Origin of the sequence: Streptomyces sp. NPDC101194 (assembly GCF_044767885.1) — a bacterium.
GTDB lineage: Bacteria > Actinomycetota > Actinomycetes > Streptomycetales > Streptomycetaceae > Streptomyces.
Window position 1 is genome coordinate 1,124,463 of the sequence record NZ_JBIWOS010000001.1, and the last position, 12,594, is coordinate 1,137,056.

Here is a 12,594-nt window from a genome sequence, read left to right on the forward strand (position 1 = left end):
ATTTCGGTGCATGTCGTACTCGCCGGTGGGGGGACCGCCGGCCACATCGAGCCCGCGCTTGCCCTCGCGGACGCCCTGCGCAGGCAGGACCCGAGCGTGGGAATCACTGCCCTCGGCACGGAGCGCGGACTCGAGACCAGGCTCGTACCCGAGCGGGGGTACGAACTCGCCCTGATCCCGGCCGTACCGCTGCCGCGCAAGCCCACCCCGGAACTGATCACGGTCCCGGGACGGCTGCGCGGCACCATCAAGGCGGCCGAGCAGGTCCTGGAACGCACCAAGGCGGACTGCGTCGTGGGCTTCGGCGGCTATGTCGCGCTGCCCGGCTACCTCGCCGCCAAGCGGGTCGGTGTGCCGATCGTCGTCCACGAGGCCAATGCCCGGCCGGGCCTGGCCAACAAGATCGGCTCCCGGTACGCCCACGGGGTCGCCGTATCCACCCCCGACAGCAAGCTGCGCGGTGCCCGCTACATCGGCATCCCGCTGCGCCGGACCATCGCCACCCTGGACCGGGCCCGGGTCCGTCCCGAGGCGCGTGCCGCCTTCGGGCTCGACCCCAATCTGCCGACGCTGCTGGTCTCCGGCGGCTCGCAGGGTGCCCGCCATCTCAATGAGGTGGTCCAGCGGGTCGCCCCGCTGCTGCAGCGCTCCGGGATCCAGATCCTGCACGTGGTCGGTCCGAAGAACGAATTGCCGCGTGTCGACAACATGCCCGGGATGCCGCCCTACATCCCGGTACCGTACGTGGACCGGATGGATCTCGCGTACGCGGCGGCCGACATGATGCTCTGCCGCGCGGGCGCGATGACCGTCGCCGAACTCTCCGCCGTCGGGCTCCCCGCCGCCTACGTCCCGCTGCCCATCGGCAACGGTGAACAGCGGCTCAACGCCCAGCCGGTGGTCAACGCCGGCGGCGGTCTGCTGGTGGACGACGCGGCGCTCACTCCCGAGTGGGTGCAGGGGAACGTCCTTCCGGTGCTCGCGGATCCGCACCGGCTGTACGAGATGTCCCGAGCCGCCGCCGAGTTCGGCCGCCGGGACGCCGACGACCTGCTCGTCGGCATGGTGTACGAGGCGATTGCCGCACGCCGAGGCGCGTGAGGCGGCGGACGGGTCCGGGGGCGCCGCCCTCGGACCCGGCATAAGGAGCGAGCGTGGCCGGACCGACAACCGCCCAGCGCGGTGCAGAGCAGCAGGAGGACTCCCCGGCCCGCCCGTCGCGCCCGCGCCCGAAGGGGCGCAGAGGGCCCGGCCGCAGACAGTTGATCGTGATCGGCGTGCTGGTGCTGCTGCTCGGCTCCGGCGCCGTCTGGGCGCTCTACGGCTCCTCCTGGCTCCGTGTCGAACAGGTCAGGACCAGCGGGGTCGACGTGCTGACTCCGGCCGAGGTGGAGGCCGCCGCGGCGGTTCCGATCGGCGCTCCGCTGATCTCCGTGGACACCGATGCCATCGCCGATCGGTTGCGCAAGAAGTTGCCCCGTATCGATTCGGTGGATGTCGCGCGGTCGTGGCCGCACGGAATCCGACTTGAGGTGACCGAACGACAGCCGGTCCTGTTGATAAAAAAGGGTACAAAGTTCATTGAAGTGGACGCGAAGGGCGTTCGTTTTGCAACAGTGGACAAATCGCCCGGTCGTGTACCGCTGCTGGAATTGACGCCTGGCCGGTCCGCGAGCCTGCGTCGCTTCGGCAGTGCCCGGTTGGTGCGGGAGGCGGTCCGGGTCGCGGGCGGTCTTCCGGGCGGCATCGCCAGGGACACCGAGGTCGTGCGGGTCACCTCGTACGATTCGATCTCCCTGGAGCTCACCCGGGGGCGGACGGTGGTCTGGGGCAGTGGTGAGGACGGGCCGGTGAAGGCGAGAGTCCTCACCGCTCTGATGAAAGCCGCCCCCAAAGCGGGACACTTCGACGTGAGTGCACCCACCGCCCCGGCGGTGTCGGGCAGTTGACGCACATTTGGCCTGGCCAGCACCCTGGTTGGTCAGCGCTACGGGTGATCACATAGGGTGAAAAGAAAAACGGGAGGTTCGGCGTGTTCGTTGAACGCGCGCCACTTGTCGACTTAGTGTCCTGTTCGGAAGAGTCCATGAAGCAGACACACTGGTAACCCTAAACTTCAACGTTAGGGTTTGGGTCGGCGTTTCGGACCGCCCCAATCGGCATCCGTCGTCGCGGCGGGACTACCGCGAAGCGACGACACGTAACTCGAGGCGAGAGGCCTTCGACGTGGCAGCACCGCAGAACTACCTCGCAGTCATCAAGGTCATCGGTGTCGGCGGCGGTGGTGTCAATGCCATCAACCGAATGATCGAGGTCGGTCTCAAGGGCGTCGAGTTCATCGCGATCAACACTGATGCGCAAGCCCTGTTGATGAGCGACGCCGACGTCAAGCTCGACGTCGGCCGCGAACTCACCCGCGGCCTCGGCGCCGGGGCCAACCCGGCCGTCGGTCGCAAGGCGGCAGAGGACCACCGTGAGGAGATCGAGGAGGTCCTCAAGGGGGCCGACATGGTCTTCGTCACCGCCGGAGAGGGCGGCGGCACCGGCACCGGCGGCGCACCCGTCGTCGCCAACATCGCGCGCTCGCTCGGCGCCCTGACGATCGGCGTGGTCACCCGCCCGTTCACCTTCGAGGGCCGACGACGCGCGAACCAGGCGGAGGACGGCATCGCCGAGCTCCGCGAAGAGGTCGACACCCTCATCGTCATCCCCAACGACCGGCTGCTGTCCATCTCGGACCGCCAGGTCAGCGTGCTCGACGCGTTCAAGTCGGCCGACCAGGTACTGCTCTCGGGTGTCCAGGGCATCACCGACCTGATCACGACGCCCGGCCTGATCAACCTCGACTTCGCCGACGTCAAGTCGGTCATGTCCGAGGCCGGTTCGGCACTCATGGGCATCGGCTCGGCCCGCGGCGACGACCGTGCGGTGGCCGCCGCGGAGATGGCGATCTCCTCGCCGCTCCTGGAGGCGTCCATCGACGGCGCCCGCGGTGTCCTGCTCTCCATCTCCGGCGGCAGCGATCTCGGTCTCTTCGAGATCAACGAGGCCGCCCAGCTGGTGAGCGAGGCGGCGCACCCCGAGGCGAACATCATCTTCGGTGCGGTCATCGACGACGCGCTGGGCGACGAGGTCCGCGTCACCGTGATCGCGGCGGGCTTCGACGGCGGGCAGCCGCCGGCCCGGCGTGAGAACGTCCTGGGCGCGAACACCGCCAAGCGCGAAGAGCCGGCCGCGCCGGTCCGGACCGCCGAGCCGGTGCGTCAGAGCGGCGGACTGGGCTCCGTGCCGCCGCGCGAGGAGCCTCCGGTCCAGGCCGAGCCCGTGGCGGCGGTCAGCGAGAGCCACCTGCCGCCGGTCACTCCGCCGCACATCCCGCCGGCCCGTCCCTACCAGGACTCCCAGGCCGAAGAGCTGGATGTTCCGGACTTCTTGAAGTGATAGGTCCACATCACGCAGGTCCCGCAGCACCTTCAGTGTCCTCAGCGGATCGCGCGCACTTCGCCTTCACCGACAGGTGGGGCGGAGTGAGCGCCGCTCCGTACGAGGAGCTCAACCTCGGCGGCGCGGTCGGAGACGACCCCGCCGCCGTTCTGGCCAATCGGGAACGCGCCGCGAGGGCCCTCGGCCTGGACCCGGCGCAGGTTGTCTGGATGAACCAGGTGCACGGCCGGGACGTCGCGGTGGTCGACGGCCCGTGGGGGGATGCCGCGGAGATCCCCGCGGTGGACGCGGTGGTGACCGCACGGCGCGGGCTGCCGCTCGCCGTGCTCACCGCCGACTGCACCCCCGTACTGCTGGCCGACCCGGTCGCCGGGATCGCGGCGGCGGCGCACGCGGGCCGCCCGGGTCTGGTCGCGGGTGTGGTCCCCGCCGTGGTCGAGGCCATGGTCGGACTCGGTGCAGAGACCCACCGGATCATTGCCCGCACCGGACCGGCTGTCTGCGGGCGGTGCTACGAAGTCCCGTCGGGGATGCGTGCCGAGGTCGCCGAGAGCATCCCGGCCGCCTGGTCCGAGACCAGTTGGGGCACCCCGGCCGTGGATGTCACCGCCGGGGTCCTGGCCCAGCTCGAAGCCCTCGGGGTCGAGGACCGGCAGGCGTCGCCGGTCTGCACGCTCGAATCGGGCGATCACTTCTCGTACCGCCGCGACCGCACCACCGGGCGGCTCGCCGGATATGTCTGGTTGGACTGATAGGTCATGACGGACCGTAGGACACAACTCGCCGAAAATCTGGCACGGGTGGAGGAACGCATTGCTTCCGCCTGTGTCGCCGCGGGCCGCAAGCGGGAAGAAGTGACCCTCGTCGTGGTCACCAAGACCTACCCCGCGAGCGATGTGCGGATCTTGCATGAACTCGGTGTGCGTCATGTCGCGGAGAATCGTGACCAGGATGCGGCACCCAAGGCAGCCGAATGTTCGGATCTGTCGCTCATCTGGCACTTTGTCGGTCAATTGCAGACGAATAAGGTTCGTTCTGTGGCCAGTTATGCCGATGTCGTGCAGTCAGTGGATCGGATCAAATTGATCACGGCGCTGTCGGCGGCGGCCGTGCGCGAGGAGCGCGAACTCGGCTGCCTCATCCAGGTCGCGCTCGACGCGGAGAGCGGCGAACGGGGTGACCGCGGCGGTGTCGCGCCGGACGGGATCGAGGAGTTGGCCGCTGCGGTCGACTCCGCCCCCGGGTTGCGGCTCGACGGTCTGATGACCGTCGCGCCGCTCGCCGGCCCGTACGCGGGACGGCAACGCGCCGCCTTCGACCGGCTGATGGAATTCTCATCCCGCCTGCGCGGGAACCATCCGGCTGCGAACATGGTCTCTGCGGGGATGAGCGCGGACCTCGAGGACGCGGTTGCGGCCGGAGCGACACATGTGCGCGTCGGTACGGCGGTACTCGGAGTCCGACCGAGGCTCGGGTAACGTCGCCAAGCAGGTCGGACCACAGCAGAAAATATGGTCATTCCCGCCTATGGCGGGCAGGCCTCAGTGGATCGCGGAGCACTTGGTGACAGATGCCGATCCACCACAGAGCGGAGGACTCAGAGCATGGCCGGCGCGATGCGCAAGATGGCGGTCTACCTCGGCCTCGTGGAGGACGATGGGTACGACGGTCCGGGGTTCGACCCCGACGACGAATTCGAACCCGAGCCGGAGCCCGAGCGGGACCGGCGGCGGCACCAGCCCGCGCATCAGGTGGAGCGGGACCGTGAACGGGACGAACCGGTACGAGTGGCGCAACCCCCCGCGCAGCGGGAGCCGGTTCAGATCCCGGCGGAGAGGGAGCGACCCGCCCGAATCGCACCCGTGGCATCCATCACACCTGAACGCCCGAACATGGAGAAGAACGCACCGGTGATCATGCCCAAGGTTGTGTCCGAGCGGGAGCCGTACCGCATCACCACGCTGCACCCCCGGACCTACAACGAGGCCCGTACCATCGGGGAACACTTCCGTGAGGGCACTCCGGTGATCATGAATCTCACGGAGATGGACGATACGGACGCGAAGCGACTTGTCGACTTTGCTGCAGGACTCGTCTTCGGTCTCCATGGCAGCATTGAGCGCGTGACGCAGAAGGTGTTCCTGTTGTCGCCTGCTAACGTCGATGTCACGGCGGAGGACAAGGCCCGCATTGCTGAGGGCGGATTCTTCAACCAGAGCTGAGAACACGACACCAGGAACGACCCGGCCGTGAGGCCGGAGCTACGAGAGCCAGGGGAGAGGGAAGCGCGAAATGGGCGTCGCACTGCAGGTTGTCTATATCGCGTTGATGTGTTTCCTCATCGTGCTGATCTTCCGGCTGGTCATGGACTACGTCTTCCAGTTCGCACGTTCATGGCAGCCCGGCAAGCCGATGGTGGTCATACTTGAGGCCACCTACACAGTCACGGATCCACCGCTCAAGCTTCTGCGGCGGTTCATCCCGCCGCTGCGTCTCGGGGGCGTGGCACTCGACCTGTCCTTCTTCGTTCTGATGATCATCGTCTACATCCTGATCAACATCGTGATCAGGCTGTGAGCGATACGGTCCTGCCGACTGCCGACGACTACGTAGAGGTGAAGAAGAGATGCCGCTGACCCCCGAGGACGTGCGGAACAAGCAGTTCACGACCGTCCGCCTCCGAGAAGGCTATGACGAGGACGAGGTCGATGCCTTCCTCGACGAGGTCGAGTCCGAGCTGACGCGCCTGCTCCGTGAGAACGAGGACCTCCGCGCGAAGCTGGCCGCCGCCACGCGTGCCGCCGCGCAGAACCAGCAGCAGGGAATGCGCAAGCCGGAGCCGCAGGACCGGCCCGGGGCACCTGTGCCCGCCGCCATATCGGGTCCGCCGGTCCAGCAGCAGCCCCCGCAGATGGGTCCCCCCCAGCTGCCCGGTGGTGCTCCGCAGCTGCCCGCCGGTCCCAGCGGTCACGGTCCTGGTCCCCAGGGCCAGCACGGCCCCGGCCCGCAGGGCCCGCACGGCCCCGGTCCGATGCAGGGCGGTCCCATGGGTGGTCCCATGGGCGGCCCCATGGGCGGTCACGCCCCGCAGCAGCAGATGCAGCAGATGCAGCAGCCGCCGCAGATGCAGCAGCCCGGTCAGGGCCCCGGCGGCGACAGTGCCGCCCGTGTCCTGTCGCTCGCGCAGCAGACCGCCGACCAGGCGATCGCGGAGGCCCGTTCCGAGGCCAACAAGATCGTCGGCGAGGCGCGCAGCCGCGCCGAGGGACTGGAGCGGGACGCGCGTGCCAAGGCGGACGCGCTGGAGCGGGACGCGCAGGAGAAGCACCGCGTGGCGATGGGCTCGCTGGAGTCGGCCCGCGCGACGCTGGAGCGCAAGGTCGAGGACCTGCGTGGCTTCGAGCGCGAGTACCGGACCCGGCTGAAGTCCTACCTGGAGAGCCAGCTGCGTCAGCTGGAGACCCAGGCCGACGACTCGCTGGCCCCGCCGCGGACCCCGGCGACCGCTTCGCTGCCGCCGTCGCCCTCGCTGGCTCCGGCCGGTGCGGGCGCCATGGGTCACACCATGGGCGGCAACCACGGTGGTCACGGCAACCCGCCGATGAGCGGCAACCCGTCCATGGGTGGCGGACCCTCGTACGGCGGTCAGCAGCAGATGTCGCCGGCGATGACCCAGCCGATGGCGCCGGTGCGGCCGCAGGCGCCGCAGCCGATGCAGCAGGCCCCGTCGCCGATGCGTGGGTTCCTGATCGACGAGGACGACAACTGAGCCCGGTGCGCGCGCTGAGCGCGTAGCCGTCGGCAGGCTGAGGGCCGGGCCCCGGGGTTTCCCCGGGGCCCGGCCCTTTTGCCGTGCGCGGGGAGCGTGGGCGGTGTGCGGGTGGGACCCCGTTCCCTTCCTGCCGCTTCCCGCAGCCCGGGGCCGGGCTGCGTCGGGAGCGTGCAGGAAGGCCCGCCCGGAACACCTGTTCCGGGCGGGCCTTCGATGCGTCCGGGCTACTGCTCCGTCTTGCGGAGACGGAACGTCAGGGACAGGCCCTCGTCCTCGAACGGCCGGCCGTACTCCGGGTCCGCCTCGCCCTGTGCGTAGTCCAGGGCCAGGACCTCGTCCGCGATCAGGTCCGCGTGCTCGGTCAGGGCCTCCACGGTGGCGGGGGAGGCCGACGTCCAGCGGACGGCGATGCGGTCCGCGACGTCCAGGCCGCTGTTCTTGCGCGCTTCCTGGATGAGGCGGATCGCGTCACGGGCCAGGCCCGCGCGGCGCAGCTCCGGGGTGATCTCCAGGTCCAGGGCGACCGTCGCGCCCGAGTCGGACGCCACCGACCAGCCCTCGCGCGGGGTCTCGGTGATGATCACCTCGTCGGGGGCGAGGCTCACCGTCTCGCCGTCCACCTCGACCGATGCCGTGCCCTCGCGCAGGGCCAGCGACAGAGCCGCCGCGTCGGCGTTCGCGACCGCCTTGGCCACCGCCTGGACGCCTTTGCCGAACCGCTTGCCGAGCGCGCGGAAGTTGGCCTTCGCGGTCGTGTCGACCAGCGAGCCCCCGACTTCGGAGAGCGAGGCCAGCGAGGAGACGTTCAGCTCCTCCGTGATCTGCGTGTGCAGTTCGGGGGAGAGGGACTCGAAGCCCGACGCCGCGACCAGGGCCCGGGACAGCGGCTGGCGGGTCTTGACGCCCGACTCGGCACGGGTGGCCCGGCCCAGCTCGACCAGGCGGCGCACCAGCGCCATCCGGGTGGAGAGGGTCGGGTCGATGGCCGCGAAGTCCGCCGTGGGCCAGGCGGAGAGATGGACCGACTCGGGGGCGTCCGGGGTGACCGGAACGACCAGGTCCTGCCAGACCCGCTCGGTGATGAACGGGGTGAGCGGGGCCATCAGCCGGGTCACCGTCTCGACGACCTCGTGCAGGGTGCGCAGCGCCGCCTTGTCGCCCTGCCAGAAGCGGCGGCGCGAGCGGCGCACGTACCAGTTGGACAGGTCGTCGACGAACGCGGACAGGAGCTTGCCGGCGCGCTGGGTGTCGTAACCCTCCAGAGCCTGCGTGACCTGGTCCACCAGCGCGTTCAGCTCGCTCAGCAGCCAGCGGTCCAGGACCGTGCGGTCCGCCGGGGCCGGGTCGGCGGCGGAGGGCGCCCAGTCCGACGTACGGGCGTACAGGGCCTGGAAGGCGACCGTGTTCCAGTACGTCAGGAGGGTCTTGCGGACGACTTCCTGGATCGTGTTGTGGCCGACGCGGCGCGCCGCCCACGGGGAGCCGCCCGCCGCCATGAACCAGCGCACCGCGTCCGCGCCGTGCTGATCCATGAGGGGGATCGGCTGAAGGATGTTCCCGAGGTGCTTGGACATCTTGCGGCCGTCCTCGGCGAGGATGTGGCCCAGGCAGACCACGTTCTCGTAGGACGACTTGTCGAAGACCAGCGTGCCGACAGCCATCAGCGTGTAGAACCAGCCGCGGGTCTGGTCGATGGCCTCCGAGATGAACTGCGCCGGGTAGCGGCTCTCGAAGATCTCCTTGTTCTTGTACGGGTAGCCCCACTGTGCGAAGGGCATCGAACCCGAGTCGTACCAGGCGTCGATGACCTCGGGGACGCGGTACGCCTCCAGCTGGCAGTTCTCGTGCGAACAGGTGAACGTGATCTCGTCGATGAACGGGCGGTGCGGGTCGAGGCCGGAGAGGTCGGTGCCGGTGAGCTCGCTCAGCTCGGTGCGTGAGCCGACGCAGGTGAGGTGGCTGTCCTCGCAGCGCCAGATCGGCAGCGGGGTGCCCCAGTAGCGGTTGCGGGACAGTGCCCAGTCGACGTTGTTGTTCAGCCAGTCGCCGAAGCGGCCGTGCTTGACCGAGTCCGGGAACCAGTTGGTCTTCTCGTTCTCTTCGAGCAGCCGGTCCTTGATGGCGGTCGTACGGATGTACCAGGACGGCTGCGCGTAGTAGAGCAGCGCGGTGTGGCAGCGCCAGCAGTGCGGGTAGCTGTGCTCGTACGGGACGTGCCGGAAGAGCTTGCCGCGGGCGTCCAGGTCCTCGGTGAGCGCCTCGTCGGCCTTCTTGAAGAAGATGCCGCCGACCAGCGGCAGGTCCTCTTCGAAGGTGCCGTCGGGGCGGACCGGGTTCACGACCGGGAGGCCGTACGCCTTGCAGACGACGAGGTCGTCGGCGCCGAACGCGGGGGACTGGTGGACCAGACCCGTGCCGTCCTCCGTCGTCACGTACTCGGCGTTGACGACGTAGTGGGCCTCGGCCGGGAAGTCGACCAGGGTGAACGGGCGCTCGTACGTCCAGCGCTCCATCTCGCGGCCGGTGAAGGTCTGGCCGGTGGTCTCCCAGCCCTCGCCCAGCGCCTTCCCCACGAGCGGCTGCGCGACGACGAGCTTCTCCTCGCCGTCGGTCGCGACGACGTAGGTGACGTCGGGGTGCGCGGCGACGGCGGTGTTGGAGACCAGGGTCCAGGGAGTGGTCGTCCAGACGAGGAGGGAGGCGTCGCCGGCCAGGGGGCCCGAGGTGAGGGGGAAGCGTACGAAGACCGACGGGTCGACGACCGTCTCGTAGCCCTGGGCCAGCTCGTGGTCGGAGAGGCCCGTGCCGCAGCGGGGGCACCAGGGGGCGACGCGGTGGTCCTGGACCAGCAGGCCCTTGTTGAAGATCTCCTTCAGTGACCACCACACCGACTCGACGTACTCGGGGTCCATCGTGCGGTACGCGTCGTCGAGGTCGACCCAGTAGCCCATCCGGGTCGTGAGCTCGGTGAACGCGTCGGTGTGACGGGTCACGGACTCGCGGCACTTGGCGTTGAACTCGGCGATGCCGTACGCCTCGATGTCCTTCTTGCCGTTGAAGCCCAGCTCCTTCTCGACCGCGAGCTCGACCGGCAGTCCGTGGCAGTCCCAGCCGGCCTTGCGGCCGACGTGGTAGCCCTGCATGGTGCGGAAGCGGGGGAAGACGTCCTTGAAGACGCGGGCCTCGATGTGATGGGCGCCGGGCATGCCGTTGGCGGTCGGCGGGCCCTCGTAGAAGACCCATTCGGGGCGGCCCTCGGACTGTTCGAGGCTCTTGGCGAAGACCTTGCTCTCACGCCAGAAATCGAGCACGGCGTGCTCGAGCGCGGGCAGGTCGACCTGGGCGGGTACCTGGCGGTACTGCGGCGATGTCATGGGCGGACTTCCTCCGGCGGACGTTTTCCACTTCCGTCGGAGGGACGAGGGCCTCATCGGCTCCCGCGGTACCACCCTCCTTGGCCCCGGGCGTGCACCCGTGGCCCCCTCATTGGGGTCGCGATGCCGGTTCTACTTGCCTTGCGGCGTTCTTCCGACGGCTCCGGGTGATCTTCACGACGCGCTCGCCCCCGGGCTCCCACCGTCCCCGGGTCGCTCCTGGCTGCGTACGACGCTACTCGTCCCATCCACGCCTCTCGCTGAGGCCAGTGTACGGGCCCGTCCGGGCGACGGCCGACCGGTTTAACCCGTGGGTCGGGGCGTGACCCGAATGGGCAGACGCGGGCCGATGGAGTCCCGGCGGGGGCCCGGAGGCGGATTACCCGGCGGGGAGCTGGGCACAACGGATTCAGACGCGTCGGTATCCGGACACGGGGAGGGGCGATTCGGCGGCGTGCCCCGTTGCCGCAGGGCTGGGGTCGATTTATCGTCCCAGCACGATTCGCGTGCAAGATCACAATATGTGAAGGGGCCGCGACCATGGTGGCGAAGAAGACCGCCGCGAAGAAGCCGGCGTCGGCGAGTTCCACGGGTGCGACGGCCGGGAGGACGAGCGGAGAGGCTGCCGAGAAGACCGCGGTGAAGAAGACCGCGGACAAGAAGACCGCCGCGAGGAAGACCGCGGCCCGGAAGAGGACGGCGCCCGCCCGGCACGCGGATGCCCAGCACGCGGCGCCGGCAGGGAAGGCGCCTGCGAAGAAGAGCGCGGCCAAGAAGGCTTCGAAGAAGGCCGCTGCGGCGGCCACGGTGGCGGCCGAGGCCGCCGAGCAGACGGGAGCCCACACGGTGGTAGCCAAGAAGAGCGCGGCCCGGACCCGCGCGCCCGGCAAGGGCTCCGCGCCCGTGCACCCGGCCGGTGGAACCGCCACGGCGGACCCCGGCGAGCTGGCGGTCCGGCCGGGTGAGGACCCCTGGACGCCGGAGGAGGTCGAAGAGGCGCGGTCCGTGCTGAGCAGCGAGATCGATCGCCTGCGCAGCGAGCTGGAGGCGGCGGGCGTGGCGCTCGCCGGGCTGATGCGGGACTCCGGCGACGGGGCGGGTGACGACGAGGCGGACACCGGCACCAAGAACATCACCCGCGAGCACGAGATGTCGCTCGCCGCCAACGCCCAGGAGATGCTGGACCAGACCGAGCGGGCGCTGGCCCGGCTCGACGCCGGGACGTACGGGCTGTGCGAGGTCTGCGGCAATCCGATCGGCAAGGCACGGATGCAGGCGTTCCCCCGCGCCACGCTCTGCGTCGAGGACAAACAGAAACAGGAGCGACGCGGTTGATCCGTGGCGGTGTGCCGTACCCTCGTGCTCAGTCAGGAACCTAGGGTTGAGGGACTCACGTGGCAGAGGCGGAGCGCATCATCGGTACGCCGGACATCCCCGATGCCGAGGGGACCGAAGGGGACGAGGCCGGGGGTCGGGTCGAGGAGGCCGCCCCGAGCAAGGGCAAGCGGAAGATCGCGGTGCTCTTCGTCATGGCAGCCTTCGCCTTCCTGCTCGACCTGATCAGCAAGATGGTCGTGGTCGCGAAGCTGGAGCACCACCCTTCGGTCGAGGTCCTCGGCAACTGGCTGAGGTTCGAGGTGATCCGCAACTCGGGCGCCGCGTTCAGTTTCGGCGAGGCGTTCACGGTCATCTTCACCGTCATCGCCGCCACCGTGATCGTCGTGATCGCCCGGATCGCCCGTAAGCTCTACAGCCTGCCGTGGGCCATTGCGCTCGGTCTGCTGCTCGGCGGAGCGCTCGGCAACCTCACCGACCGCCTCTTCCGCGCTCCCGGCATCTTCGAGGGCGCGGTGGTGGACTTCATCTCCGTCGAACACTTCGCCGTCTTCAACCTCGCGGACTCCGCGATCGTCTGCGGCGGCATCCTGATCGTGCTCCTCTCCTTCAGGGGCCTGGACCCCGACGGGACCGTGCACAAGGACTAGCGGGCGCAAGGCATACTCG

11 protein-coding genes are annotated in these 12,594 nt (G+C 69.4%); 10 read left to right on the top strand and 1 reads right to left on the bottom strand.

The window, feature by feature from the left end; all coding sequences use genetic code 11:
- Positions 1–6 precede the first annotated feature (6 nt).
- The 8 genes from murG (at position 7) to ACIRP2_RS04960 (ending at position 7,213) form a co-directional block, all read left to right on the top strand.
- Positions 7–1,101, top strand: coding sequence for an undecaprenyldiphospho-muramoylpentapeptide beta-N-acetylglucosaminyltransferase (gene murG / locus ACIRP2_RS04925; protein ID WP_404246581.1), 1,095 nt, complete (start codon positions 7–9; stop codon positions 1,099–1,101).
- A gap of 53 nt (positions 1,102–1,154) precedes the next feature.
- The gene (locus ACIRP2_RS04930; RefSeq protein ID WP_404246583.1) at positions 1,155–1,949 is read left to right on the top strand and encodes a cell division protein FtsQ/DivIB; all 795 of its coding nucleotides are present in this window, start codon (positions 1,155–1,157) and stop codon (positions 1,947–1,949) included.
- A gap of 277 nt (positions 1,950–2,226) precedes the next feature.
- A complete protein-coding gene (ftsZ, locus tag ACIRP2_RS04935) occupies positions 2,227–3,441 on the top strand; it encodes a cell division protein FtsZ (protein WP_404246585.1) in 1,215 nt (404 codons plus the stop codon).
- A complete protein-coding gene (gene pgeF, locus ACIRP2_RS04940) occupies positions 3,438–4,196 on the top strand; it encodes a peptidoglycan editing factor PgeF (RefSeq protein WP_404246587.1) in 759 nt (252 codons plus the stop codon). The genes ftsZ and pgeF overlap by 4 nt, the downstream gene beginning before the upstream one ends.
- Before the next feature lie 6 nt (positions 4,197–4,202).
- A complete protein-coding gene (locus ACIRP2_RS04945; protein WP_404246589.1) occupies positions 4,203–4,922 on the top strand; it encodes a YggS family pyridoxal phosphate-dependent enzyme in 720 nt (239 codons plus the stop codon).
- A 126-nt stretch (positions 4,923–5,048) separates the two neighbouring features.
- On the top strand, positions 5,049–5,666 hold the full coding sequence (locus tag ACIRP2_RS04950; RefSeq protein ID WP_404247175.1) for a cell division protein SepF: 618 nt from the start codon (positions 5,049–5,051) through the stop codon (positions 5,664–5,666).
- A 70-nt stretch (positions 5,667–5,736) separates the two neighbouring features.
- Complete coding sequence (locus ACIRP2_RS04955) at positions 5,737–6,021, top strand: YggT family protein (RefSeq protein WP_404246591.1); 285 nt, start codon at positions 5,737–5,739, stop codon at positions 6,019–6,021.
- A 49-nt stretch (positions 6,022–6,070) separates the two neighbouring features.
- On the top strand, positions 6,071–7,213 hold the full coding sequence (locus ACIRP2_RS04960; RefSeq protein WP_404246593.1) for a DivIVA domain-containing protein: 1,143 nt from the start codon (positions 6,071–6,073) through the stop codon (positions 7,211–7,213).
- Between the two features lie 227 nt (positions 7,214–7,440).
- On the opposite strand, the gene ileS is transcribed toward ACIRP2_RS04960, so the two are convergent.
- Complete coding sequence (ileS, locus tag ACIRP2_RS04965) at positions 7,441–10,590, bottom strand: isoleucine--tRNA ligase (RefSeq protein ID WP_404246595.1); 3,150 nt, start codon at positions 10,588–10,590, stop codon at positions 7,441–7,443.
- Between the two features lie 540 nt (positions 10,591–11,130).
- Here ileS and ACIRP2_RS04970 point away from each other — a divergent pair.
- Positions 11,131–11,925, top strand: a complete 795-nt coding sequence (locus ACIRP2_RS04970; protein ID WP_404246597.1) for a TraR/DksA C4-type zinc finger protein — start codon at positions 11,131–11,133, stop codon at positions 11,923–11,925.
- Positions 11,926–11,984: 59 nt separating this feature from the next.
- Positions 11,985–12,575 carry a signal peptidase II gene (gene lspA / locus ACIRP2_RS04975; protein ID WP_404246599.1) on the top strand — a complete coding sequence of 197 codons (591 nt, stop codon included), beginning with the start codon at positions 11,985–11,987 and terminating at the stop codon, positions 12,573–12,575.
- The last annotated feature ends 19 nt before the right edge of the window (positions 12,576–12,594 follow it).

What these genes read in the sequence shown, in the direction of transcription:
- ACIRP2_RS04945 (WP_404246589.1), top strand. Translation starts at nt 4,203, where the DNA reads ATGACGGACCGTAGGACACAACTCGCCGAAAATCTGGCACGGGTGGAG.
- ACIRP2_RS04950 (WP_404247175.1), top strand. Translation starts at nt 5,049, where the DNA reads ATGGCCGGCGCGATGCGCAAGATGGCGGTCTACCTCGGCCTCGTGGAG.
- ACIRP2_RS04955 (WP_404246591.1), top strand. Translation starts at nt 5,737, where the DNA reads ATGGGCGTCGCACTGCAGGTTGTCTATATCGCGTTGATGTGTTTCCTC.
- ACIRP2_RS04960 (WP_404246593.1), top strand. Translation starts at nt 6,071, where the DNA reads ATGCCGCTGACCCCCGAGGACGTGCGGAACAAGCAGTTCACGACCGTC.
- ileS (WP_404246595.1), bottom strand. Translation starts at nt 10,590, where the DNA reads ATGACATCGCCGCAGTACCGCCAGGTACCCGCCCAGGTCGACCTGCCC.
- ACIRP2_RS04970 (WP_404246597.1), top strand. Translation starts at nt 11,131, where the DNA reads ATGGTGGCGAAGAAGACCGCCGCGAAGAAGCCGGCGTCGGCGAGTTCC.